The organism is Sphingomonas sp. (genome assembly GCF_042095875.1).
In the GTDB taxonomy this organism is placed as follows: Bacteria; Pseudomonadota; Alphaproteobacteria; order Sphingomonadales; family Sphingomonadaceae; genus Sphingomonas.
In genome coordinates this window covers 13,547-36,557 of record NZ_JBELMJ010000015.1, presented here as the reverse complement: position 1 = coordinate 36,557, position 23,011 = coordinate 13,547, and the positions used below count along the sequence as shown (strand labels likewise).

Below are 23,011 nucleotides of genomic sequence, written 5' to 3'. Positions count from 1 at the left end.
GGTGCGATCCGCTCGATAGACGGAAGAAAGCCGCAAGGGACGAACACGTTACGAAAACGTAACGGTTTCGCACGTCGCTCGAGCAGCCTGACAGCGACCTCATCTGAAATCGCTCGCATGACCCATCAGTCCGATCGGCGGTGCTCGCTGGCGTCCAGGCCGTAGCGTTGCAGGCGATCGTACAAGCTGCGTTTCGACATCGACAACGCTTCGGCGGTCGATGCGACGTCGCCTGCCGCCGCGTGCAATGCTTCGCTGATGACCGCGGCTTCGAACCTGGCGACCCGGTCCGCGAGCGTTAGGTTGTCCTCGTCGCCGTGGGCGCCAGGCAGTGCGAGCACGGTCTGCACGGCGAAGTTGCGCAGCGCGCGCACGTTGCCCCGCCACGGGTCGGTCATCAGCCGCGCCTCGACCATCGCCGTGAGCGGCGGGACCGGGCGCGCGAACCGCTCCGCCGCTTCGTTCACGAAATAGCTGAACAGCAGCGGCACGTCGGCGCGGCGCTCGCGCAGCGGCGGGACGCGGACGCGAACGGTCTCGAGCCGATAGAGCAGGTCCTCGCGGAAACGCCCCTCCGCGCAGGCCTGCGACAGGTCGCCCTTCGCCGCGGCGACGATGCGCAGGTCGACGCTGCGCGGCGGTCCGCCACCGATCGAGGGCAGTTCGCGCTCCTCGATCACGCGTAGCAGCTTGCCCTGCACCGCGCTTGACATGCTGTCGATCTCGTCGAGGAACAGAGTGCCGCGGTTGGCATCGCAGATACGGCCGTGTTGCGCGCGTGCGCCGAACAGGGCCTCGTCGGCGAGTTGGTCGGGCAGCGCCGCGCAGTCGATCGCGACGAAGTCGCGCGCGCGCCGCTTGCTCCAGCGGTGCAGCATCCGCGCGACCAGTTCCTTGCCGGTGCCCGTCTCACCCTCGATCAGGACGTCGACCTCTACCTGCGCCAGCTGGCGCACCGCGTCGCGCAGCGACGACATCGCGGGCGTGGTGCCGATCAGCGGGAAATCTTCCTCGGCGGCGGGAAGCGCCGCGCGCAGGCGCCGGTTCTCGAGCACCAGCCGGCGCGTTTCCAGCGCGCGACGCACGCTGGCGACGAGGTGGTCGCTCGCGAAGGGTTTGGCGATGAAGTCGAACGCGCCCCGCCCGAGTGCTGCAACCGCCATGGCGATGTCGCCGTGGCCGGTGATCAGCAGGACCGGCAATTCGAGGTCGCCGGCGTGGACCGCGTCGAGCACCGCGTGCCCGTCCATCCCCGGCATGCGGATGTCGGTGACGACGACGCCGGCGAAGTCGGTATCGACGCGCGCGAGCGCGCCGCGTGCATCGGCATGCGCCTCGACCTCCACCCCTGCGATGACGAAGGTGTCGACGATCGCGGCGCGCAGTTCGTCGTCGTCGTCGATCAACAGGACCTTCATGGCGTTGCCCCGCTCGCGCGTGTCAGCGTGACCTGGAACCCGGCGCCGCCCAGTGGCGATGGCACGGTCGCCACCGTGCCGTCGAAGGCCGTGACGATGTCGCGCACGATGCCGAGGCCCAGCCCCAGGCCATCGCGCTTGCCGGTGACGAAGGGTTCGAAGATCTGGTCCGCGATCGCCGGGTCGATGCCCGGTCCGTTGTCCGCGACGGTCAACGCGACCCGTTCGTCATCCCCGTCGATCAACAGGCCGACGCGCGGCGAGTCGCGGCCGGCAACCGCGTCGAGCGCGTTCTGCAGCAGGTTCACCAGCACCTGCTCCAGCCGCACCCTTCCCGCGATCACGCTCGGCTGGCCCGGCGCCGGCCAGTCCAGCGCCACGCCCGCGGCGCGGAACCGGTCGCCGATCAGCAGCCGCGTGCCCGCGATCACGGCGTCGAGCGGCACCGGCTCGACCGTGCCGGTGCCACGCCGGGCGAACTGCCGCATCTCCTGCGTGATCGCGCCGATCCTGGCGGTCAGGCTGACCGCGGTGTCGAGATTGGCGGCGACCCGGTCGAGCCGGCCGGCCGCCAGATGAGCGCGCGCATTCTCCGACAGCGTGCGGATCGTCGCCACCGGCTGGTTGATCTCATGCGCGAGGCCGGCGGTGATCGACCCCAGAGATCCGAGTCGATTCGCCTGCGCCAGTTCCTCGCGCGCGTCGCGGAAGCGCTGATCGACGCGCGTCCGCTCCGCGATCTCGGCGCGCAATTCGGCGGTCCGGGTCGCCACCGCGGCTTCCAGCCGGGTGCGTTCGCGTGTCGCATCGGCCGCGCGGGTCAGGCGCCAGAGGAGAAACGCCGCGATCAGGCCGGCGATCAGCGCCGCGACCAGTCCGATCAGCCGCGCCAGATTGGCCGCCCGGTGCAAGGCGGTGACGACCGGCACGACGTGGATCAGTCGCCATCCCCGCACCGGCATCGCGACCGACCCGGCGACGGCGCGCACGCCGCCCGGCATCACGGCCCGCTCCCTTGTCCCCTCCCCGAGCTCGACCCGGTCGCAATCATATAGCGACTGGGTCGCAGCGGCGCCTGACCGAACTGGGCAGCGCCGGCGATCGCCGCCCGCTCGGCGACCGTCAGCGGACGTGTCGTGCGGAAACGCTCAGCCGCGTCGGTCGAGAACAGGATGATGCCGCGCGAGTCCAGCGCCAGCGTCTGCCCCGGATCGGTGCGCCAGATGCGCACCAGCTGGTCGAACTCGACCTTCACGACGATCACGCCCGCCGGATCGGTCGCGGGGCCGATCCGGCGGGAGAGGAACAGCCCGGGACGACCGCTTACGTTGCCGACCGCGTAATATTCCGCCGCCCCGTCCCGCATCGCCCCGACGAAATACGGCCGAAAGCGGTAGTTGCGACCGACGAAACTCTCCGCGGTCCCGGCGTTGGACGCGGACACCGTCATGCCAGACCGGTCGATGAGGTAGATGACCGGCGCACCCGTGCGCGCGGCGAGCAGGCGGAGCTTGCCATTCATCCGACGCCGCGCGGCGGGATCGCCCCGGCGCAGCGCCTCGCCCAGGTCGTTATATTCGCCCAGCACCAGCGGCAGCAGGCGGAACTGCGCTAGGTCGCTGGCGAACAGGCGCACCTGCTGCGTCGCCACCTGCCCCGCCTCGTCGCGCAGGTCGGCGCGGGCGGCGCGGCCGAGCCAGACCGACGCGGCCAGCCAGGTCAGCAGGCCGATCGCGACGGCGGACAACCCGGCCAGGATCAGCGGCAGGCGGGAACCCGTGTGCGTCGTTGCAGGATGCTGCAATTCGACCCGCAGCGCCATGCAGATTCTCGCACGGAAGATCGCGGAGTTACAGCACGAACGTCCCTAAGGCGCTTAGATCAGACCTAATTCGTCTTTCTCTGCGCGTGCATTTACCGTCGAAAGGCCGCCGCGCATCCTTGTCGCGCACCGAAACGATCGGGCGAGAGAGGATCGAATGATGAGCCTGAAGGAGGGGAACAGCCGACGCGTCACCGTGTGTCTGGTGGCGACGATGCTTTCGACTCCCGCGATCGGGCAGACGACGGGGAAGAAGGCGTCTGCGACCCCGATCGCCGACAGCACGCCCGCCTACCCGGCCGGCGCGAATGGCGACGGTACCGCGCAGGGAGCGTACAACCTGTCGCGCTGGGCCGAGAACTGGCACGGGATGAAGGACCCGGCGAAGCGCGACGATCCGCTCGACGCGCTCAAGTTCATCCCGCTCGACCGCGCGGGCGACAGCTACCTGACGCTGTCGGGCGAGTTGCGGTTGCGTGTCCAGGGCGCCACCAATCCGAACCTGCGCGAAGGCGACGCGCAGCGCCAGAATCGGTTGCGCGTGTTCGCGGGTGCTGACCTGCACCTCGGCGATCATTTCCGTGCCTATGACGAACTCGCGCACGGCGGCCTGGGCGGCGTCAACCTCGGCACGCCCAATACCAACCTGCGCAACGACCTGGCGCTGCAACAGGGTTTCGCGGAGGTGATGGGCAGCATCGACGGCGTCGCGGTCGGCGTGCGCGGCGGGCGGCAGGAATTCACCGACGGCCCCAATCTGCTGACTTCGGCGCGCGACGACAACAGCCTGCGCTTCGTGCTCGATGGCGTGCGCGGCTACGCGCGCGGCACGCGGGTGCGCGTCGACCTGTTCGACTATCGCTACGTGCGCTACGGCTACGAAGGGTTGGGCGACGACGAGACCGACAGCAACCGCCGGGTCAGCGGCGTCACCTTCGGCTACGCGCTGCCGACGAAGCTGTTGGGGAGGTCGAAGCTGTATTTCGATCCCTTTGTCTGGCGGCTGCGCAACCGTGGGGCGGTCTGCGGCGGGCGCACCGCGCGCGAGGAACGCATGTTCTACGGCCTCCACCTCTACGGCGATGCGGGACCCATGACGCTCGACTGGACGCTCAATCACCAGGGCGGCCGCTACGACGGGCGTTCGATCAGCGCGTGGCAGGCGTTCTTCGCGCAGACCTACCGCGTCGGCAAGGCAGCGACGGCGCCGCGCGTGGGCGTCCATCTCGACTATGCCTCGGGCGGCGGCGCCTACGACCGCGGCACGCTGCGCACCGCCAGCGGGCTGTTCGGCAACAACATCTATTACAGCTACCAACTGTTCCTGACGCCGAGCAATCTGGCGGTGATCGCCCCCAACCTGACCGTGCAGCCGACCAGGAAGCTGCGGGTCACCGGCGAATACGGCTTTGCCTGGCGGCCGAGTGACAGCGACGCGGTCTACCGCGCATCGGGTGCGGCGTTCGCCAGCACGCAACGCGCGGCCGGACACCGCGTCGCCGACGTCGCGCGCCTGCAGGCGATATGGAGCGCGACCGCGCGGCTGAGCGTGACCGCGCGCTACGAGCATCTGATGGCGAGGGAGGCGCTGACCGGCGCCGGTTACGCCAGCTCCGACTTCCTCGCCTTATGGGGCAGCTTCCGCTTCTGAGATGACCATGAACCACGATGGGAGAGACGACATGGCGACGATGCCCATGACCCCTGCGGCGCACTCCGCGCCGCCCACCACCAACGCGCGGCTGAAATCGATCATCGGCGGGTCGACGGGCAATCTGGTCGAATGGTTCGACTGGTACGTCTACGCCGCCTTCACGCTGTATTTCGCGCCGCATTTCTTTCCCAGCGACAACCAGACCGCGCAACTGCTGAGCGCGGCGGCGGTGTTCGCGGTCGGATTCGTCATGCGGCCGATCGGGGCCTGGGTGATGGGCGTCTATTCCGACCGCCACGGTCGCAAGGCGGGGCTGACGCTGTCGGTGACGCTGATGTGCCTCGGCTCGCTGATCATCGCGCTGACCCCCGGCTACGCCACGATCGGTGTCCTCGCGCCGACGCTGCTGGTCATCGCGCGCCTGATGCAGGGCCTGTCGGTCGGCGGTGAATATGGCGCCAGCGCGACCTATTTGTCCGAGATGGCGGGCAAGGATCGCCGCGGCTTCTTCTCCAGCTTCCAGTATGTCACGCTGATCTCGGGCCAGCTGCTCGCGATCCTGCTGCTGCTCCTGCTCCAGAACGTCATGGACAAGCCCGCGCTGGAGGAATGGGGCTGGCGCATCCCGTTCGCGGTCGGCGCTGTGCTCGCCGTGGTCGTGTTCCGCCTGCGGCGCGGCCTCGCCGAGACCGAGAGCTTCAAGAACGCGAAAAAGACCGATGCGCCCAAGTCCGGTTTCCTGACGCTGCTGCGCCATCACCCGAAGGAGACGGCGCTGGTCATGCTGCTGACCGCCGGCGGTACGCTCGCCTTTTACGCCTATTCGATCTACATGCAGAAGTTCCTGGTCAACACCTCGGGCTTCACCAAGGAAGCGGCGACGCAGATCAACGCGGTGACGCTATTCGTCTTCATGCTGCTCCAGCCGGTCGCGGGGGCGCTGAGCGACAGGATCGGGCGCAAGCCGCTGATGATCGCCTTCGGCATCTCGGGCGTGCTGTTCACCTACCCGATCTTCTCCGCGCTGGAACAGACCCGCGAAATGTTCACCGCCGGGCTGCTGGTGATGGCCGCGCTCATCATCGTGACGGGGTACACCTCGATCAACGCGGTGCTGAAGGCCGAGCTGTTCCCCGCGCATATCCGGGCGCTCGGCGTCGCGCTGCCCTATGCGCTGGCCAACACCATCTTCGGCGGCACCGCCGAATATGTCGCGCTGAAGTTCAAGGCGGCCGGGTGGGAGCAGGGCTTCTACTGGTACGTCACCGCGATGATCGGGATCTCGCTGATCGTCTACCTGCGGATGCGCGACACCCGCCGCGACAGCCTGATCGCCGAGGATTGAGCCGAGACCGCCGCCGTTTCGAGTAAGGATCACCATCATGCGACCCATGTCGGATCATCGGAACGGCGGCTGTTTCACCCACCACGTCGATGTCGACCGTGTCGCGGCCGCGTCGTCGGCGGTGACGACGGAGCGGGCGGCTCCTGAACGGGCACGGCCTGAACCCGTCGTGTTCCTGCCGGGGCTGCTGTGCGATCAGTCGTTGTGGCGCCGCCAGATCGACGCGCTGGCGGATTGCTGCGCCCCGTTCGTCGCGGACCTGACACTGGACGACAGCATCGCGGCGATGGCCGAGCGCACGCTGACCGCGGCGCCGCCCAGCTTCTCGCTCGTCGCCTTGTCGATGGGCGGCTATGTCGCGCTGGAGATCGTGCGCCAGGCACCCGAGCGGGTCCGCCGCCTCGCCCTGATCGACACCAGCGCGCGGCCGGACACGCCGGAGCGGACGCGCGAGCGACTGCGCGGTATCCAGTCGCTCGAGCGCGGCAAGTTCCTGGGCGTCTCGCGTCCGCTGCTCCGCCCGCTCGTCCATCGCGCCCATTGGGAGGACGCGGTCGCCACCGCGATGCAGGCGATGGCCGGGCGGGTGGGAAAGAGCGCTTCCGTCCGCCAGCAGCGCGCGATCATGGACCGGCCCGACAGCCGCGATCATCTCGGCGACATCGCCGTGCCCACCTTGATCGTCGTCGGAAGGCAAGACCGCATCCGCCCCTGGACCATGCGCGCGAGTTGCACGAGGTGATCAGGGGATCGTCGTTCCATGTCTTGGAGCAATGCGGTCACATGGCGGCGTTGGAAGAGCCCGACCAGGTCAGCACACTTTTGCGGAACTGGTTGCAAACCGAGGCCTAAGCCGAGGCCAGGACCCGAGTCGGAGTTCGGCGTGGGCGCGGCTGAGGAACGGCATGTCGTTCAGCAGCTCGTTGCGCATCCGGGATAATCGCCGCGATCCTATCGCTGCTCCGTCGTCCCATCGGCTTTGGCACGATAGAAGTCGGACAGGACGCCGAACGCTTGCTTGCGCTCGCCCGTTTCGGAGAGCAGCCCCTTGCGGTTCCAGGCCTGCTGAAAATCGGGGTTCTGCCGCCTGGGCGAGCGGAAATCCTTCAGGATCCACGGCGACATGCCGCGCAAGCTCGGCAGCCGCGCCGCCATCGCGAGCGTCGCGCGGTAGTAGTCCACCTGATAATCCTCGGAGAATTTCTGCTTGTTGGCGGGATCGTGGAAGCCCGCGCGCGCGTCGGCGCCGAATTCGGAGAAGATCAGCGGCTTGTCCGCGGGCACGCGCCACTCGCTGGCGGGCAGGTCGCGCAGGCGATCGGGCGTGTACCAGCCGTTGTAGGTGTTGATCGCCAGCACGTCGAGCGCGGGCGCCAGCGGATCGGCGAGCGTCATCACCGGATGGTCCGCGCTTTGGTCGCGCTCGACCAGCAAGGCGGCGCTGACCAGCCGGGTGTCGTCCATCCGCCGCGCGTCGCCGACCAGCGTGCGCAGGAAGGCGTCGCGCTGATCGTTGACGGGTGTTTCATTCGCGACGCTCCAGATCGCGATCGCGGCGCGGTTGCGGTCGCGCAAGATGTTCTCCGCCAGCATCGTGCGCGCGCGCTTGAGCGTGTCGGGATTACTCCAGGCGACGCGCCAGTAGACGGGCACTTCGCTCCACACGATGAGCCCGAGCTCGTCGGCGAGCCGCAGCGTCACCTCGGAATGCGGGTAATGCGCCAGCCGTACGAAATTGCCGTGCAGGCCGTCCTTGATCTCCGACAGGAGCGCGCGGCTCGCCGCCGGGGTCATGGCGCGCGTCGGCTCGGCACCCAGCTCCTCCTCGTGCATCGAGATGCCGCGCAGGTACACGGGCTTGCCGTTCAGCAGGATGTCGGCGCCGCGCACCTCGACCGTGCGAAACCCGATGCGGTCGCGCCAGCGGTCCGCGCCGACCTCGACGCTCACGTCGTACAATTGCGGGCGCTCGGGCGACCAGCGCACCAGCGCGGCGGGCGCGGCCATCGTCGCGTGCCAATCGCCCGCGGCGTCGGTCCGCCCGGCCTGGTCGAGCCCGAGCGCCGCGATCCGCAACCGCACCGCGCGGTTCGCCGCCTGCGGCCCGTCGAGGTGGACGTCGGCCGCCAGCCGCCCGTCGCGCGTCATCCGCACCCACGCATCGTCGACATAGGTGTCGGGCGTGGCGATCAAGCGCACCGCGCGCGTGATCCCGCCGTAATTTTCCCAATCGGTGACGGGCGGCGGCACCGTCGCCTCGGTCGCCTGAGAGTCGACACCGACAGTCACCTGGTTGCTGCCGTCGCGCAGCAGCCGGGTCACGTCGAAGGCGAACGGCGTGAACCCGCCCTCGTGCCGGCCGACCTCCTGTCCGTTCAGGTACACGCGCGTCGCGTAGTTCGCCGCGCCGAACCGCAGGAAATAGCGCCCCTGCCGCTTCGCCGGCGCCGCGAACGTACGCTGGTACCACATCAGCCCGTCGTAGTGGCGCAGCTCGGCCGCGTGGGTCAGCCACGACGACGGGAGCGAGGCGAGCGGCGAGCGCGCGAGGTCGAACTCGTACAAGGTCCGACTATCGCTCGCCATCGCTTGACGCACGTCGACGTCGCGCCAGCGCTGCTGCCCGCTGTCGGGCGCTTCGCCGTGGAAACCCGCGATCCCCGATCGGAACGGGTCTATCGAGTAATGCCACGGACCCGACAGATCGGTGCCGTCGCGCAGGTCGGCGGCGACGAGCAGCGGCGTCGGGGCTGGTAGGGGTGCCGGGACCGCAGCCGGAACTGGTGCCGGGACCGGCGAAGGGGCCTGCTGCGCCGCGATCGGACCGACCACCAGCGTCGCCATCAATCCCGCGGCTATCAGCGTGAACCTGCTCGACATATCGTCTCTCCCGCCTCTCGATCGTTGGTCGCGGTCGCTCGCCGCCCTGCCATCTGCCTCAGCGTGCCGCGTGCGCGATCCCCGCTTCCAGCCCGCGCAACTCGGCCAGCCCGCGCATGCGGCCGAGCAGGGAATAGCCCGGATTGGTCACCTTGCTCAGGTCGTCGAGCATCTGGTGCCCGTGGTCGGGGCGCATCGGGATCGCGCGGCCAGTGCGGCGTTGGAGACGGTGCACCGCCGCTACGACGGCCGCCATGCCGGCATCGCCCGCCAGGTGCGGCGCCTCGTGAAATGCGCCGTTCGCCTCGCGCTCGACCGAGCGGAGGTGAAGGAAGCCGATCCGCGCGCCCAGCCGGTCGACCATCCCGGCGAGATCATTGTCGGCGCGGACGCCGAACGAGCCGGTGCACATGCACAATCCGTTGGATCGGTTGGGCACCGCCTCGAACAGGGCAGCCACGTCGCGCTCGGTGCTGACGACGCGCGGCAGGCCGAAGATCGGGAACGGCGGATCGTCGGGGTGGATCACCAACTGCACGCCGACCTCGTCCGCGACCGGGCAGACCGCGCGCAGGAACGCGACGTGGTTCGCGCGCAGCGTGTCGGCGTCGATCCCGTCGTAACCGCGTACCGCCTGCAGGAACGCCGCGGCGGTGAAGCTTTCCTCGCTGCCCGGCAGTCCGGCGATGATCGTCCGCTCGAGCCGGTAGCGCGCCGCCTCGTCCATGGCGTGGTAGCGGCGCTCCGCCGCCGCGAGCGTCGCTGGCGCGTAATCGTCCCGCGCACCCGGCCGCGCGAGCACGAACAGGTCGAACGCCGCCACCATCTCGAGCTCGAACCTGAGCGCCAGCGCGCCATCGGGCATCGGCCACGCCAGATCGGTGCGCGTCCAGTCGAGCAGCGGCATGAAATTGTAGGTGACGACGCGGATGCCGGCGGCGGCGAGGTGACGCAGGCTGGCGCGGTACGCCTCGATCAGCCGGTCCCAGCCCTGTCCGCGCTTCTTGATGTCCTCGTGCACCGGCAGGCTCTCGACCACGGTCCAGTCGAGCCCCGCCGCCTGCACCAGCGCGCGGCGCGCGGCGATCGCGTCGAGCGGCCAGACACGGCCGTTGGGTATGTCGTGCAGCGCGGTCACCACCTCGGTCGCGCCGGCCTGGCGAATGTCGCGCAAGCCGACCGGGTCGGCGGGACCGAACCAGCGCATCGTCTGCGTCATGCGCGGCGCGGCGCCGCGCCCCTCGTCCGGGCGCCCGTCGTCGCTCACGAGGCCGGCTCCGCCTCGAACCGCAGTCCGGTGGCGCGGCTCGGCTGGAAACCCTTCCACACGGTCGCGACCGGCGCGCCGGGGCTGAACCCGTCGTAGCGCCCGATCGGCGCATCGGGCCACGTTCCCGCGTCGGCGTCGCTCACCAAGCCGTCGATATAGCTGGCCTTGGCCGTCTCGCCCTTAACGAAACGATCGAGGAACGCGGTGATGAAATGCGCCTGGATCGGTAGCAAGCGGTCCTTGCGCCACACCGCGTCCTCGAACCAGTCCATGTCCCAGAAGGTGCGCCGCATTTCGGCCGGCGCGCCCGCGAGCGCGATGCTGTGCCCCGCGCCCTTGAAGGTCAGCAGGTAGCGCGGTGCGCGCCGCTCGCGCGCGAACAGGTCGCGCACCGCGTCGTAGCCGACCGCGTGGTCGTGATCGCCGACGATGAACAATGTCGGCGACGTGATCGCGCCGACGCCCGCTCCTGCCGCGGACGGCGACCAGGCCGGCACCGCGCCGAAGCGGCTGGCGGGCGCGATCGCGACCACAGCCTTCACCTTCACGACCTTGAGCGATGCCGCGCGCGCACCGCCCGCGGCGTACTCGCTTAGGATACCGCGCGACAGCGACGCCATGCCGGGGTTCAGCGGCGCACCCGCGGCGGTCAGCACGCCGTAGCCGCCCATCGAGTAACCGATCAGCACCGTGCGCGATGCATCCGCGGCGGCGAACACCCCGTCGCGCCGGGTCGCGCGACGCTGTGCCTCGCCAGCCACGAACGCGATGTCGAGCGGTCGCCGCGTGATCGGGCCGGAGCGCGCCGCGGCAGTACGGATGCTGATCGGCGGATCGCCGAACGCCGGGGCGACGACGACGTAACCCTTGCTCGCCAGGTTCTCGCCGAGCCACGCGAGTGCCTCGGGCGCGTTGCCGTAGCCGTGCGCGAGGATGACGAGCGGGAACCGGCCCGCCGCGGCGCGCGCGCCGGGGGTCGCGAGCCCGGCTAGCGTGAACGGCACGTCGCGCCCGTCCGCGCCCGACATCGCCGCATGGTAGGTCGTGCCGGCATCGCTCCCGGTGCCGGCGCGCGCCGCCGCCGGATACCAGACCAGGGTCGGCAGCCGCCGATCGGTGACCAGCGGCCGGTCCGCGCCGCGCAGCGGGTCGGCCTGCCCCGGCTGCACCAGCTCGACCCGCGCGAGCCCGACCTGATGCGGGCCGAGCCGCGCGAGTTCGGGCGCATCGACCGGTGGGCGCGCCTGCGCGTCGCGCGGCGCTCCAGCCCCGCGCTGAGTCGTGGCGCGCGGCTCCTGGGCGGCGATCGCCGCGCCGGTCGCGAACGCCAGCACCGCACCCGCCAGCAGCACCTGCTTCGATATCATCACCACTCCCCGCTCGTGTTCCGCCTGCGCGCCTAGAAGTTCAGGCCCAGGCGCAGTCCGGCGTAACGCTTGAAATCGCGCGGCAGCACGGCCTGGGTCGCGATGTTGCCGCCGAAATTGCCCGCCGTGTTGACCAGCGCGCCGTAATATTGCTGGTCGAACAGGTTGTTGACGAACGCGACCAGTTCCCAGCGACGCTCCTCGTCGCGCACGCCCAGCCCCACGTTGACGATGTGGTACGCAGGCTGGAACAGCTGCGGATCGCGCGGCGCGAAATACAGGCTGCTCTGATACTGCCAGTTGAACTGCGCCACGCCGCGCAGCGCAGCCGTCAGCGACGGCGAGTAATCGCCGCTGACGTTGAACTTCCATTCCGGCGCCTGCGCCACGCGCTCACCATTCAGGTTCTGGCTTGCAGGAGTTCCGGTGCAGCCCTGCGCCGCGGTCTGCAGCGGATAGCATTGCGCGATCGGGAAGGACTTGTAGCTGGCGTCGAGGTAGGTCACCGCGCCGTTGACGTTCAGATCGTCGGACAGGCGCAGCGATCCCTCGAACTCGATGCCGCGGGTGTTCAGCTTGCCGACGTTGGTCAGCCGGTAGTTGGAGGTGCCGTCGGCCAGCGTCTCGATCGTCTGCGCCTGCAGGTTGCGGTAATCGGTGTCGAACAGGGTGACGTTCGCGGTCAGGCGGCGGTCGAAGAACTGGCTGCGGATCCCGAGCTCCTTGTCGCGCGATCGTTCGGGACGGATCGGACCGGCGGCGGCACGGTTCTGGTTAAATCCGGTCGTCAGGTCGTAGGTCTGACCCTTGTAGCCGGTCGCGTAGGTAAAGAAGGCGTTGATGTCGCGCGTCAGGTCGTACTTGACACTTGCGCGGTAGGTGCCCGCGGTGTCGCTCGCGTCGCCCGAGTAAAAGCGATTGGTCAGGTTGTCGCGGTAGGTATAGGCGACCCGCTCGTTCTGCACGCGCCCGCCACCGGTGACGGTAAGCCCGGGCGTGAGCGTCCAGTCGATCTGCGCGAAGCCCGCGATCTGGCGCGACTTCGAGGTCGCGAACCAATCGGCGAGCGAGAACACGGGGCCGCGGAAGAACGGCCGCTCGAACTTGTTGCTCGCCAGGTACACGCCGACGGTATAGCGGAACGGCTTGTCGCCGGGCGACTGTAGCCGGACTTCCTGCGTATATTGCTCGGAATCGAACTGGCCGATCTGGTTGTTGTTGCCGACCGCGGCGGGAGCGGACGTGTCGTCCTGGTCGAGGAAGTCGTCGAGGTGGAAGCGATCGTAGGAGGAGATCGTGACCAGGTTCATCTCACCCAGCCCGATCTCGCCGCGCAGATAGCCGCCGCCGCCCTCGTACTTGGTGCGCGAATTGTAGTTGTTGCTGATCTCGTCGTTGTCTTCCTCGACGCTGACGCCGGGCAGGACCACCGCGGGCGTCAACCCGGCGATGCCGCGCAACCGCGCGTTCGGGCCGAAGCGGACGAACGGACGCCCGACGTCGGTGTTGCCGTTGACGTAATTGAGCGACAGCGTCAGCGACGCATCGTCGACCGGTTCCCACCGCACCTTGCCGCGCAGGTTGAGCGTCTCGCGACCGTTCACGGTCTTGCCGTTGAAGCGGTTCTTCACGTTGCCGTCCCAGTTGTTGTACGCGGCGGAGACGACGTAGCCGAGATCATCGGTCGCGGGGCCGGAGACGCTGAAATTCAGGCCGTATTCGTCGTCGGTCGTGGCGACGCCGTTGGCGCGCACGCGCAACGTGCTGGTCGGGCTGCGCGTGATCAGGTTGATCAGGCCGGCGGACGCCGACTTGCCGTACAAGGTGCTCTGCGGCCCGCGTAGCACCTCGATCCGCTCGACGTCGGGCAGATCGGTGAAGGCGCGCGCCTGGAATGCGAGCGGCACCTCGTCAACCAGAACCGCGACGCTCGATTCGACACCGATGCCGAACGCGAACGTGCCGACACCACGCAGCGAGATGTTTGAATTCTGCGGCTGCTCGGCCGGGCGCACGACGAGCGACGGCGCGATCTTGCCGATGTCGGCGAAGTTGCGCACCCCCGCGCTGGCGAGCTGCGCCGGGGTCACCACCGCGACCGCGAGCGGCACCTGCTGGATGTTCTCGGCGCGCTTGTTGGCGGTGACTATGATGTCGCCGGTCGAGGCCTCGCCCTGAACCGCGGCGGTCGGACCACCCGGTGCGCTCTGTCCCTCCTGCGTCAGTCGCGTGGACGCCGGGTCCGCCGGTGCCGGCCCGGGCGCGGGAGCCGGCGGTGCTTGCGTCTGCGCCCCAGCCGGAGTGGCAGCGGCAGCGGCAGCGAGCGCAACGGAAATGGCGATGGTCGCGGCGGACGTGCGCAGATTCATCGAAATCCTCCCTCATATCGTCGCCGCTCTAGGTCGGCTGTCTGAATGTGGACGTACCAAGTGGCCTTACCATTGGCAAGCGTGATTCGCGTTCCGGTAGATCGGTGCGGTGCCGACACCGACTGCCACTGCGTTGCAGCGGCGAGGGCAAGCCGCTAGGTTGCGGCGCCATCCGGGAAGAGTTGCAGTGATAAGACCACTTCGCGCATCGTCGTCGCTCCTCCAGCCCGACGGCCGCAAATTGTACCAGCAGGCCGCGGCCACGATCGCCGCGGCGATCCAGCGCGGCGACTATCGCCCGGGGCAGCGCATCCCGTCGGAACGCGACCTGGCCGAGGAGCACAAGGTCAGCCGCCCGACGATCCGCGAGGCGCTGATCGCGCTGGAGGTCACCGGGCTGGTCCGCTCGCGCCACGGCTCGGGCATCTTCGTCGTCGACAATCCCAGCAGCGACGCGCTGTCGCTCAGCCTCGATATCGGCGCGTTCGAGCTGACGGAGGCGCGTCGCCTGTTCGAGGGCGAGACCGCCGCGCTCGCCGCGCTGTCGATCACCGACGCCGATCTCGCGCGACTGGAGAAGTTGATCGGCGAGATGGAGCGCGAGAACCAGCAGCAGGTCGGCGGCGAACGCGCCGATCGCGAGTTCCACCTGGTTATCGCGCGGGCGACCGCGAACTCGGCGATCGTCGGCGTGATCGAGTCGCTGTGGGACGCGCGCTACAGCTCGCCGCTCTGCGCCGAGATGTTGGAGCGCGCGCGCAAGGTCGGCGTGCAGCCGCGCATCGACGAGCATCTCGTCATCATCCAGGCGCTGCGCAACCGCGATCCCGCGGCCGCGCGCACCGCGATGCGCGAACATCTCGCCCGCGTGATCGACGGGCTGCTCAAGGCGACCGAGATCGACACGATGGAGCGCACGCGCGCCGAACTGGAGGAGAAGCGCAGCGCGCTGGCGCGCCGCGTCTCCGTCTGACGCCGCGTAATGGTCAGACCAGGTTGAGCATGACTCCCGCGCGATTGTCGTGCCGAGTCACGCTGCCCGCGCCGTCGTTCACGATCAGCCGCCGCGCGTCGCCCGGCGGCAGCAGCAGCGTGACGCCTGAGTCGCCGCACGTACCGGGGCCATCGCGGCGCAGCCGTACCGAGACGCTGTCCGCGTCGGCGGTACCCGTCACGTGCCAGCGATCGATCGGCCCGTCGCCGTCGCCGGCATCCTCCACCGCGTCCCAGGCAAAGGTGCCCACACGCGGCGGGAACAGCCACACGCCGCGGCGGTACGGCCCGGGTCGCCAGCCGCCGCGCGCCAGATCGACCAGCATCGCCGAGCCCGCGCGCGCGAGCAGCGGCGGTGCGCCGTCGAGCGGCGCGTCGAGCGTGACCTCCGTGCCGCCCGCGACTTCTCGCCCGCCCCAAACGTCGATCCAGTCGGCGCCCGCGGGTACGCGCACGCGCCGCGTCGTCGCGCCCGGCTCCATCACCGGTGCGGCGAGCAGGTTCGGGCCGAGCAGATGCTCATCGCACTCGTCCCAGCTTCGCGCATCACCCGCGAAGTCGAGCCAGAGCGGGCGCACCATCGGCTCGTACTCGCGCGTGTAGCGGTGGAGCAGGTCGTAGAAGAACGGGATCACTGTCTGCCTGAGCGCCATCAGCCGGTGGATCGCGGGCAACACCTCGGGGTACATCCACGGTTCGTTGACGCTGCGATCGTCGTTCCAGCTGTGGATGCTGAACCGCGGCATCAGGATGCCCGCCTGTACCCAGCGCACCAGCAGCTCGGGCGACGGCGCCGGGCCGGAGAAGCCGCCGACGTCGTGCCCGCTGTTCGACACGCCCGATAAGGCGAGTCCGATCGATTGGCGCGCATTGTAGCGGATCGTCTTCCACTCGGTGCGGTTGTCGCCCGACCAGGTCTGCGCGTAGCGGTGCAGCCCCGCCATCCCCGACCGCGTAACGGCGTACGGGCGCCGATCGGGGCGTGCCTCTACCTGTGCACGGCGCGACGCGCGCGACATCAGCATCGGCTGTACCGGCCGCATCGCCGACGCGGCCCGCGGGTTGCCGAAGCCGTGAACGCGCGCGCGGGCGTCCCACAATTCATACTCGTTGTTGTCGTTCCACGTCGCCTCGATGCCGTGATCGAGCAAGGCTTGGCCGACCTGCGCGCGCCACCATCCCGCCGCCTCGGGCTTGGTGAAATCCAGGTAGCTGCCGACCTCGTCCCAGAATTGCGCCTCGACGGGCAAGCCGTCCTCGTCCGACACGAACAGCCCGGCCGCCGCCACTTCGTCGTAGCGCGGGTGGCTGCGCAGAAGTGCGGGCTTGATGTTGGGGACGAGCCGCACGCCTGCCTCGGCGTAGCCGGCGACGAACGCAGCGGGGTCGGGGAACTTGTCGCGGTTCCAGTGGAACACGTAGCGTTTGTCGCCGATCGAGGTGTAGCCCGACGACAGGTGGAACGACGTGCACCCCAGGTCGTGCTCCGCGCATTGGTCGAGGAACCCTGCCATCTGCACCGCGGCGTCGGGCGCGTCGGTATAGGTCATCGTCGAGCCCGAATAGCCGAGCGACCAGCGCGGCATCATCGCCGGACGCCCGGTCAGCCAGGTGAAGCGCCGCGTCACCGCCAGCGGGTCCGGCCCCGCGATCATCCACAGGTCGAGGTCGCCCGCGTCGGCGACGACGTGGCGGTAGTGGCCGTGATAATTGTCGAGCTCGCGCCCGAGATCGACCGTCACGTCGGCGACGCTGTCGTAGAACGCGCCGTGGCAGCGACCGCCCGCGTCGGCGACGAGCAGGTACGGGATCGACTTGTACATCGGATCGCTATGCTCGGCATCGAAGCCCATCGGGTCGACGTTGGTCAGCCGGAAGCGGCGTCCGGCACGGTCGCAGTCGCCGGTCCGATCGCCCAGACCGAAGAAGCGTTCGCCCGACTGGCGCGCGACGTAATGATGCGCGCGCCCGTCCCACCAGCCGAAGTCATAGGCTTGGGTCGGACGATCCGCCGCCATCAGGCACCAGTCGCCCGTCGCGGGGTCACGCTGTTTCCAAAGACAGTGCAGCCCGACGAGCGCGATCGTCACGCGAATCTGCGCGGTTCCCACGATCAGCGTGCCGTCGTGCTCCTCGCAGGTGAAATCGGGCAAGGCGAAGCCGGCGGTGTCCATCCGGTCGCGTCCCGGCTCCGCGAGATCGCTCAGCCCCGGCGCGATCGCCCAGCTTGGCGGGCTCGTGACGCGCCCGTCGGCCAGAAGCAGCAACCGCATCACGTCGTCCTCGAGCACGAAGACGTGCGCGACCGCGCCCGTGTCAGCGGTGAGCGTGACGTGCCCCGGCGCGCGCGCCGATGGCGTGAAGACCGGGGGGCGGGAGAGCGTCGCGCGCCTCATGCGGAGAGTTCCTTGGCTGGATTGGGCGTGGCCGGGGTCGGCACCGTCAGCTTGCCGATGAAGATGATGAAGATCGCAGCACCGATCAGGTCGAGCACCGCGAGCACGCCGAACAGCGGACCGTAGCCGACCGCGTCGGCGAATTGCCCGATCAGCAGCGAGAAGATCAGCCCGCCGATCCAGCCCGCCTGCCCGATGAAGCCGTTGGCGGTGCCCACCTCACCCGGCGCGAACACGTCGGCCGACAGCGTGTTGATGAGGCCCGAGATCATCTGGTGCGCGAAGCCGCCGATCGAGAACAGTAGGATGGCGGTGTACGGGCTGGCGGCGAGCCCGATACAGCCGGGCGCGATCATCAGCACCGCGCCGAGTGCGATGCCCGCGATGCGCGACGGGATCAGCGACACCCCGCGCCGCATCAGGAAGGGCGACAGATAGCCGCCCGGGATGCCGCCGAAATCGGCCGCCAGGAACGGCAGCCACGCGAACAAGGCGATCTGTTTCAGGTCCATGCCGCGCTCGGTCGCGAGGTACAGCGGGATCCAGAAGCTGAAGGTCTGCCACGCCGGCTCGGCGAGGAAACGCGGGACCGCGATCACCCAGAAACGCTGGCTGCGCAGGATCTCGCGCGGGCGCGCGCGTGCGGCCGGGGTCGCCGGCCGGTTGGCCGCGATCATCTCGCGCTCGGCCGGTGTGATCGCCTCGTGCTGCTCGGGCGGGCGGTAGCAGACGTACCAGGCGACCGCCCAGACGACGCCGACCGCGCCGGTGACGATGAACGCCCAGCGCCAGTTCGCCCAGATCGCGACCGCGGCGACCACCGGCGGCGCAATCAGCGCGCCGAGCGAGGTGCCGGCATTGAACCAGCCGACCGCGACCGAGCGCTCGCGCGCCGGAAACCATTCCGCCACCGCCTTGATCCCCGACGGGATCGCGGCAGCCTCGAAGATGCCGAGCAACCCGCGGAACAGCGCCAGGCTGATCCAGCCGAAGGCGAGCGCGTGGAGCATGTTGGCGGCCGACCAGGCGAGCCCGAACATCGCGAACCCGACGCGCAGCCCGAAGCGGTCGACCAGCGCGCCCGCGATCGGCTGCATGATCGTGTAGGCGAGCTGGAACGCGCCCACGACGTAGCTGTACTGCTGCGTCGTCATGTGCAGCGCGGATTTGAGTTCGGGGGCGAGCACGCCGAGCGAGTTGCGCGCGAGGTAATTGGCCATCGTGCCGGCGCAGATCAGCGCCACGATCCACCAGCGCAGGTTCCGTACGCGCAACGTCTGCCTCCCCCATCAATGCCGGGCTCGCGCCGAGTTCGGCGTCGACCGGTTGGTTAGCGCGAGGAAGATGGCCTGTCCATATTGGTCCGGCCAGTCATGAGCGCATAAGGCGCCTCGGCCGTCAAATCAGGGATGGCGCCGCGCTGCATCACCACCCATCCCGCCAGCTCGTGTCCCGCGCGCGCGGCGGCGAGCGGTGCGTGGTGGTTCAGCCGCGCGTGGAGATACCCTGCGTTGAAGGCGTCTCCGGCGCCGCTGGTGTCGACCGGGGACAGCACCGCCGCGGGCGGCACCAGCGTTCGGTCGACCAGGCAACCGTCCGCGCCGCGCTTCAGCGCCACTTCGCCGACACCAGCGCGCATCCAGCCGTCGACGATCGTGTCCGCCGCGGCCACCCCGGTCAGCGCTTCCTCGTCCTCCAGCGTTGGCAAACCGATATCGGAAACGGCCAGCGCGTCGCGATAGGCCGCGCACGCAGCCTCAAGGTCGGGCCACAATGCCGGGCGGAAATTAGTGTCGAATGCAACTCTTCCCCCGTTTGTGCGCACCGCGCGCGCGAGATCGAGCAGCGCTGCGCGCCCCGCAGACGGCAAGATCGCCAGCGAGATCATCGAGAACACGAGCAGGTCGGCCCGCGCCGCCGCGGCGATCGCGCCGGCGCTGTCGGGCAAGGCGAACACCTGCCGCGCGGCGCTGTCGCTGCGCCAGTACGTGAAATGCCGCTCGCCGCGGTGATCGTTGCTGATCGCGTACAGCCCCGGGCGGCGCGCGGGGTCGGTCAGCAGGTACTCTGGCCTGAGCCCTTCGCCGACCCATGCCGCGCGCAGGTCGTCGCTGAACGGATCGGAACCCAGCGCGCTCAGGAAGCCGACATCGTGGCCGAGGCGGGCGAGATGGATCGCGGTGTTGAGCGTGTCGCCGCCGTACGCGAGCGTCCATGCGCGCGCCTCGCCCGCGGGCGCCAGCTCGATCATCCCCTCACCCACTACGATGATCGTCATATCGCGCCTATCTTGCCTGACCAATAGTGCAGCTCTGGTAAAATGAGTGAGGCTTGGCTAGCAAGCGGCAACGCCGAAGGAGAGAGGACATGCGACCGAGCGCCCCGATCATCACGCGCGGTTCGAGCCGATGACCCGCCTGCTGCGCCTCCACCCCGACCGGCTGTTCGCGAGCGACCCGACCCAACGCGAGATCGCGCGCGCGTTGTACGCCGAGGTCGCCGACCTGCCGATCGTCTCGCCGCACGGCCACACCGACCCGAACTGGTTCGCGACCGACGCACCGTGGCAGAATGCCGCCGAACTGCTGCTGACACCCGACCATTATATCTTTCGCATGCTCTACAGCCAAGGCGTGCCGCTCGACGCGCTCGGCGTGCCATCGCGTGCTGGCGCGCCCGCGACCGATCCGCGGGCGGCGTGGCGGACCTTTGCCGAACATTACCACCTGTTCCGCGGCACGCCGTCGCGGCTGTGGCTCGACCACGTCTTCGCAGAGATCTTCGGCTTCGACGTACAGCTGGAGGCGACGACCGCCGACACTTATTACGATGCGATCGCCGAGGCGCTGGCGTCGCCCGCCTTCCGCCCGCGCGCGTTGTTCGACCGGTTCGGCATCGAGCTGCTCGCCACCACCGAGGGGGCGGAGGCGGATCTGTCGGCGCATCATGCGATCCGTGCGTCGGGATGGAGCGGGCGCGTCGTCACCACCTACCGTCCCGACGGCGTGATCAACGTCGAGCACGAGCAGTTCGCCCCCGCGATGGCGCGCTTCGCCGCGCTGACCGGCGAGGACGTGTGGTCGTGGCAGGGCTATCTCGCCGCGCATCGCCGCCGCCGCGCCGACTTCCGCGCCGCCGGCGCGACCGCGACCGATCACGGCCATCCCTCGGCGCGCACCGCCGACCTGTCGCCGCGCGAGGCCGAGGCTTTATTCGCGCGCGTGACCGGCCCCGATCCGTCGTCCGAGGACGCCGACCTGTTCCGCGCGCAGATGCTGACCGAGATGGCGCGGATGAGCGTGGAGGACGGCATGGTGATGCAATTGCACCCGGGGTCGTTTCGCAACCACAATGCGGCATTGTTCGCCAGCCACGGCCGCGACAAGGGCGCCGACATCCCGACGCGGGTCGACTACGTCACCGCGCTCAAGCCGCTGCTCGACGCGGTCGGCAACGAGCGCGACTTCACGCTGATCCTCTTCACGCTCGACGAATCGACCTACGCGCGCGAACTCGCCCCGCTCGCCGGCCATTACCCGTGCCTGCGGCTCGGCCCGGCGTGGTGGTTCCACGACTCGCCAGAGGGGATGCGGCGCTACCGCGAGATGACCACCGAGACTGCGGGTTTCCACAACACGGTCGGGTTCAACGACGACACCCGCGCCTTCCTGTCGATCCCCGCGCGCCACGACGTCGCGCGCCGCGTCGATTGCGCGTTCCTCGCCCGGCTCGTCGCCGAGCACCGGCTGGAGGATTGGGAAGCCGCCGAGCTCGCGCACGAGTTGACCGTCGGGCTCGCGCGCCGGGCATACCGGTTGTGAGGCTGTCTCGCACCACGCTGCCGCATCTGCCCGCGGATGTGGAACGGCCGGACTACGACTCCACTGCGCAACGCCGCGGCATCGTCCACCTGGGACTGGGCGCATTCCACCGCGCGCACCAGGCGGCGTACACCGATCGCGCAATGGCGGCGGGCGACTGCGACTGGGCGATCACCGGCGTGTCGCTCCGCTCGCCGCAGGTGCACGACGCGCTGGCGCCGCAGGACGGGCTCTACACGCTGACCGAGCGCGATGCCTCGGCGGAGCGGACGCGCGTGATCGGCGCGATCCGCGACGTGCTGGTCGCGCCGCGCGATCCCGCCGCGGTCGTGTCCGCGCTCGCCGCGCGCGACACGCACGTCGTCACGCTGACGATCACGGAGAAGGGCTATGGTCGCCGGCCCGACGGGACGCTCGATCCCGGCGTGGTGAACGGCGGCGCGCGCACGATCTATTACTATCTGCGCGACGCATTCGCCGCGCGGCGGGCAGACGGGCATACCGGCCTGACGTTGGTGTCGTGCGACAATCTGAGCGCCAACGGCGCCGCCCTGCACCGATCGGTCGCCGAGTTCCTCGACGCGGCCACGCCCGATCTGCGCGCGTGGTTCGAGGCCGAGTGCACGTGCCCCTCGACGATGGTCGATCGCATCGTCCCCGCCGTCACCGGGGCCGAGCGCGACGCGCTCGCCGACCGGCTCGGCCTCAGCGACGAGGCGGCGGTGTTCACCGAGCCGTTCCACCAATGGGTGATCGAGGATCGCTTCGCCGGGCCGCGGCCTCACTGGGAGGCGGGCGGCGCGCAGTTCGTCGCCGATGTCGGTCCTTACGAGACAGCGAAGCTTCGCCTGCTCAACGGCGCGCATTCGGCGCTCGGCTATCTCGGCCTCGCGCGGGGATTATCGTTCGTCCACGAGGCGGTGGCCGACCCGGCGATCCGTCCGCTGGTCGAGCGCTTGATGCGGGTCGAGGCCGCGCCGACGATCGGCGCCGCCGTCGGGCAGGACCTGCCCGCCTATATCGACGCGCTGCTGCGGCGCTTCGCCAACCCGACGCTCGCGCACCGCTTGGACCAGATCGCCACCGACGGATCGCAGAAGATCGGCCCGCGCTGGCTCGAACGACTGGCGAGCACGCGCGCGCAGAGCGTGCCGTGCGAGGCGACGCTGCAGGCGCTCGCCGCGTGGATCGTGTTCGTACGCGGCGATCGCCAGCCCGTGTCCGACCCCCTCGCCAACCAGCTCACCGCCGCGTGGCGCGAGGCGGGCGAGGCCGGGATCGTCGAAGCCCTGTTCGCCGAGGGCGGCCTGCTCGCGGCCCCCGCATCGCTGGACCGAACGCGCCGCGCGACCCTGACGCAGATGGTGCAAGCGCGCGTTCAGGGTCAGGAATCATCGAGGTAATCGTCGCGGTCCCATTCGGGCTCTGCGAGAAAACCGGCCGCCGGACGAGCAAGTCAAACGTCTTTCCCCCGAAGTCGTGGCAGCCCCGGGGTGGGTCACTGGCGGGTGCAGAGCGACATCGTCTCTTCAGCAGCAACGGGTCGCGCTGGCGAGATGTATCCACGCGCATGACGGAGGAGCTTGCATCGATCTATGCCGAGTCGGAGATCGTCCAAATCGATGAGATCTACTTGAATGCGCACTGCGCGGCTTCAAACCTAGAGGAAATCCTCT

Annotated in this window: 16 protein-coding genes; 6 read left to right on the top strand and 10 right to left on the bottom strand. The window is 69.4% G+C overall.

Features of this window, described 5'->3' with window-relative positions; genetic code table 11:
• Nucleotides 1–125 precede the first annotated feature (125 nt).
• The 3 genes from ACFDS6_RS07435 to ACFDS6_RS07425 are packed head-to-tail and all read right to left on the bottom strand — an operon-like array spanning nucleotide 126 to nucleotide 3,240.
• Nucleotides 126–1,418, bottom strand: a complete 1,293-nt coding sequence (locus ACFDS6_RS07435; RefSeq protein WP_375271493.1) for a sigma-54-dependent transcriptional regulator — start codon at nucleotides 1,416–1,418, stop codon at nucleotides 126–128.
• The gene (locus ACFDS6_RS07430) at nucleotides 1,415–2,419 is read right to left on the bottom strand and encodes a sensor histidine kinase (RefSeq protein ID WP_375271543.1); all 1,005 of its coding nucleotides are present in this window, start codon (nucleotides 2,417–2,419) and stop codon (nucleotides 1,415–1,417) included. The genes ACFDS6_RS07435 and ACFDS6_RS07430 overlap by 4 nt, the downstream gene beginning before the upstream one ends.
• On the bottom strand, nucleotides 2,419–3,240 hold the full coding sequence (locus ACFDS6_RS07425; protein WP_375271492.1) for a cache domain-containing protein: 822 nt from the start codon (nucleotides 3,238–3,240) through the stop codon (nucleotides 2,419–2,421). Before ACFDS6_RS07425 ends, ACFDS6_RS07430 begins: the two co-directional genes overlap by 1 nt.
• 157 nt (nucleotides 3,241–3,397) lie before the next feature.
• Between ACFDS6_RS07425 and ACFDS6_RS07420 the strand changes: the two genes are divergently transcribed.
• From ACFDS6_RS07420 to ACFDS6_RS07410, 3 genes are read left to right on the top strand one after another with little or no spacing between them, the layout of a single operon-like run.
• A complete protein-coding gene (locus ACFDS6_RS07420) occupies nucleotides 3,398–4,891 on the top strand; it encodes an alginate export family protein (RefSeq protein WP_375271491.1) in 1,494 nt (497 codons plus the stop codon).
• A gap of 40 nt (nucleotides 4,892–4,931) precedes the next feature.
• On the top strand, nucleotides 4,932–6,239 hold the full coding sequence (locus ACFDS6_RS07415; protein WP_375271542.1) for an MFS transporter: 1,308 nt from the start codon (nucleotides 4,932–4,934) through the stop codon (nucleotides 6,237–6,239).
• A gap of 37 nt (nucleotides 6,240–6,276) precedes the next feature.
• Nucleotides 6,277–6,981: an alpha/beta fold hydrolase gene (locus ACFDS6_RS07410; RefSeq protein ID WP_375271490.1), complete on the top strand. Its 705-nt coding sequence runs from the start codon at nucleotides 6,277–6,279 to the stop codon at nucleotides 6,979–6,981.
• Nucleotides 6,982–7,190: 209 nt separating this feature from the next.
• Here the strand turns inward: ACFDS6_RS07410 and ACFDS6_RS07405 are convergent, their stop codons facing one another.
• The 4 genes from ACFDS6_RS07405 to ACFDS6_RS07390 are packed head-to-tail and all read right to left on the bottom strand — an operon-like array spanning nucleotide 7,191 to nucleotide 14,125.
• Nucleotides 7,191–9,119, bottom strand: a complete 1,929-nt coding sequence (locus tag ACFDS6_RS07405; protein ID WP_375271489.1) for a glycoside hydrolase family 2 protein — start codon at nucleotides 9,117–9,119, stop codon at nucleotides 7,191–7,193.
• Nucleotides 9,120–9,177: 58 nt separating this feature from the next.
• On the bottom strand, nucleotides 9,178–10,386 hold the full coding sequence (gene uxuA / locus ACFDS6_RS07400; protein WP_375271488.1) for a mannonate dehydratase: 1,209 nt from the start codon (nucleotides 10,384–10,386) through the stop codon (nucleotides 9,178–9,180).
• Nucleotides 10,383–11,756, bottom strand: a complete 1,374-nt coding sequence (locus ACFDS6_RS07395) for an alpha/beta hydrolase family protein (protein WP_375271487.1) — start codon at nucleotides 11,754–11,756, stop codon at nucleotides 10,383–10,385. The genes uxuA and ACFDS6_RS07395 overlap by 4 nt, the downstream gene beginning before the upstream one ends.
• Before the next feature lie 32 nt (nucleotides 11,757–11,788).
• Nucleotides 11,789–14,125, bottom strand: a complete 2,337-nt coding sequence (locus ACFDS6_RS07390; protein WP_375271486.1) for a TonB-dependent receptor — start codon at nucleotides 14,123–14,125, stop codon at nucleotides 11,789–11,791.
• Nucleotides 14,126–14,312: 187 nt separating this feature from the next.
• Between ACFDS6_RS07390 and ACFDS6_RS07385 the strand changes: the two genes are divergently transcribed.
• Entirely contained in the window at nucleotides 14,313–15,098 is a 786-nt protein-coding gene (locus ACFDS6_RS07385; RefSeq protein ID WP_375271485.1) for a FadR/GntR family transcriptional regulator, read from the top strand.
• Between the two features lie 13 nt (nucleotides 15,099–15,111).
• On the opposite strand, the gene ACFDS6_RS07380 is transcribed toward ACFDS6_RS07385, so the two are convergent.
• Genes ACFDS6_RS07380 through ACFDS6_RS07370 form a run of 3 tightly spaced genes read right to left on the bottom strand, consistent with a single transcriptional unit; the run spans nucleotide 15,112 to nucleotide 19,792 of the window.
• The gene (locus ACFDS6_RS07380) at nucleotides 15,112–17,514 is read right to left on the bottom strand and encodes a TIM-barrel domain-containing protein (protein ID WP_375271484.1); all 2,403 of its coding nucleotides are present in this window, start codon (nucleotides 17,512–17,514) and stop codon (nucleotides 15,112–15,114) included.
• Nucleotides 17,511–18,788 (bottom strand): MFS transporter, encoded by a 1,278-nt coding sequence (locus ACFDS6_RS07375; protein ID WP_375271483.1) that lies wholly within the window; start codon nucleotides 18,786–18,788, stop codon nucleotides 17,511–17,513. The genes ACFDS6_RS07380 and ACFDS6_RS07375 overlap by 4 nt, the downstream gene beginning before the upstream one ends.
• Nucleotides 18,789–18,844: 56 nt before the next feature.
• Nucleotides 18,845–19,792 carry a sugar kinase gene (locus ACFDS6_RS07370; protein ID WP_375271482.1) on the bottom strand — a complete coding sequence of 316 codons (948 nt, stop codon included), beginning with the start codon at nucleotides 19,790–19,792 and terminating at the stop codon, nucleotides 18,845–18,847.
• A gap of 130 nt (nucleotides 19,793–19,922) precedes the next feature.
• Here ACFDS6_RS07370 and uxaC point away from each other — a divergent pair, with 130 nt between their 5' ends.
• Together uxaC and ACFDS6_RS07360 are read left to right on the top strand one after the other, a co-directional pair.
• Nucleotides 19,923–21,335, top strand: coding sequence for a glucuronate isomerase (gene uxaC, locus ACFDS6_RS07365; RefSeq protein WP_375271480.1), 1,413 nt, complete (start codon nucleotides 19,923–19,925; stop codon nucleotides 21,333–21,335).
• Nucleotides 21,332–22,738, top strand: a complete 1,407-nt coding sequence (locus ACFDS6_RS07360) for a mannitol dehydrogenase family protein (RefSeq protein WP_375271479.1) — start codon at nucleotides 21,332–21,334, stop codon at nucleotides 22,736–22,738. Before uxaC ends, ACFDS6_RS07360 begins: the two co-directional genes overlap by 4 nt.
• The last annotated feature ends 273 nt before the right edge of the window (nucleotides 22,739–23,011 follow it).

Excerpts from the sequence above, each read along its gene's own strand:
- uxaC (WP_375271480.1), top strand. The coding sequence starts at position 19,923 with ATGACCCGCCTGCTGCGCCTCCACCCCGACCGGCTGTTCGCGAGCGAC.
- ACFDS6_RS07430 (WP_375271543.1), bottom strand. The coding sequence starts at position 2,419 with ATGCCGGGCGGCGTGCGCGCCGTCGCCGGGTCGGTCGCGATGCCGGTG.
- ACFDS6_RS07395 (WP_375271487.1), bottom strand. The coding sequence starts at position 11,756 with ATGATATCGAAGCAGGTGCTGCTGGCGGGTGCGGTGCTGGCGTTCGCG.
- ACFDS6_RS07435 (WP_375271493.1), bottom strand. The coding sequence starts at position 1,418 with ATGAAGGTCCTGTTGATCGACGACGACGACGAACTGCGCGCCGCGATC.
- ACFDS6_RS07425 (WP_375271492.1), bottom strand. The coding sequence starts at position 3,240 with ATGGCGCTGCGGGTCGAATTGCAGCATCCTGCAACGACGCACACGGGT.
- ACFDS6_RS07405 (WP_375271489.1), bottom strand. The coding sequence starts at position 9,119 with ATGTCGAGCAGGTTCACGCTGATAGCCGCGGGATTGATGGCGACGCTG.
- ACFDS6_RS07370 (WP_375271482.1), bottom strand. The coding sequence starts at position 19,792 with ATGACGATCATCGTAGTGGGTGAGGGGATGATCGAGCTGGCGCCCGCG.
- ACFDS6_RS07390 (WP_375271486.1), bottom strand. The coding sequence starts at position 14,125 with ATGAATCTGCGCACGTCCGCCGCGACCATCGCCATTTCCGTTGCGCTC.
- ACFDS6_RS07415 (WP_375271542.1), top strand. The coding sequence starts at position 4,932 with ATGCCCATGACCCCTGCGGCGCACTCCGCGCCGCCCACCACCAACGCG.
- ACFDS6_RS07420 (WP_375271491.1), top strand. The coding sequence starts at position 3,398 with ATGATGAGCCTGAAGGAGGGGAACAGCCGACGCGTCACCGTGTGTCTG.
- ACFDS6_RS07410 (WP_375271490.1), top strand. The coding sequence starts at position 6,277 with ATGCGACCCATGTCGGATCATCGGAACGGCGGCTGTTTCACCCACCAC.
- ACFDS6_RS07380 (WP_375271484.1), bottom strand. The coding sequence starts at position 17,514 with ATGAGGCGCGCGACGCTCTCCCGCCCCCCGGTCTTCACGCCATCGGCG.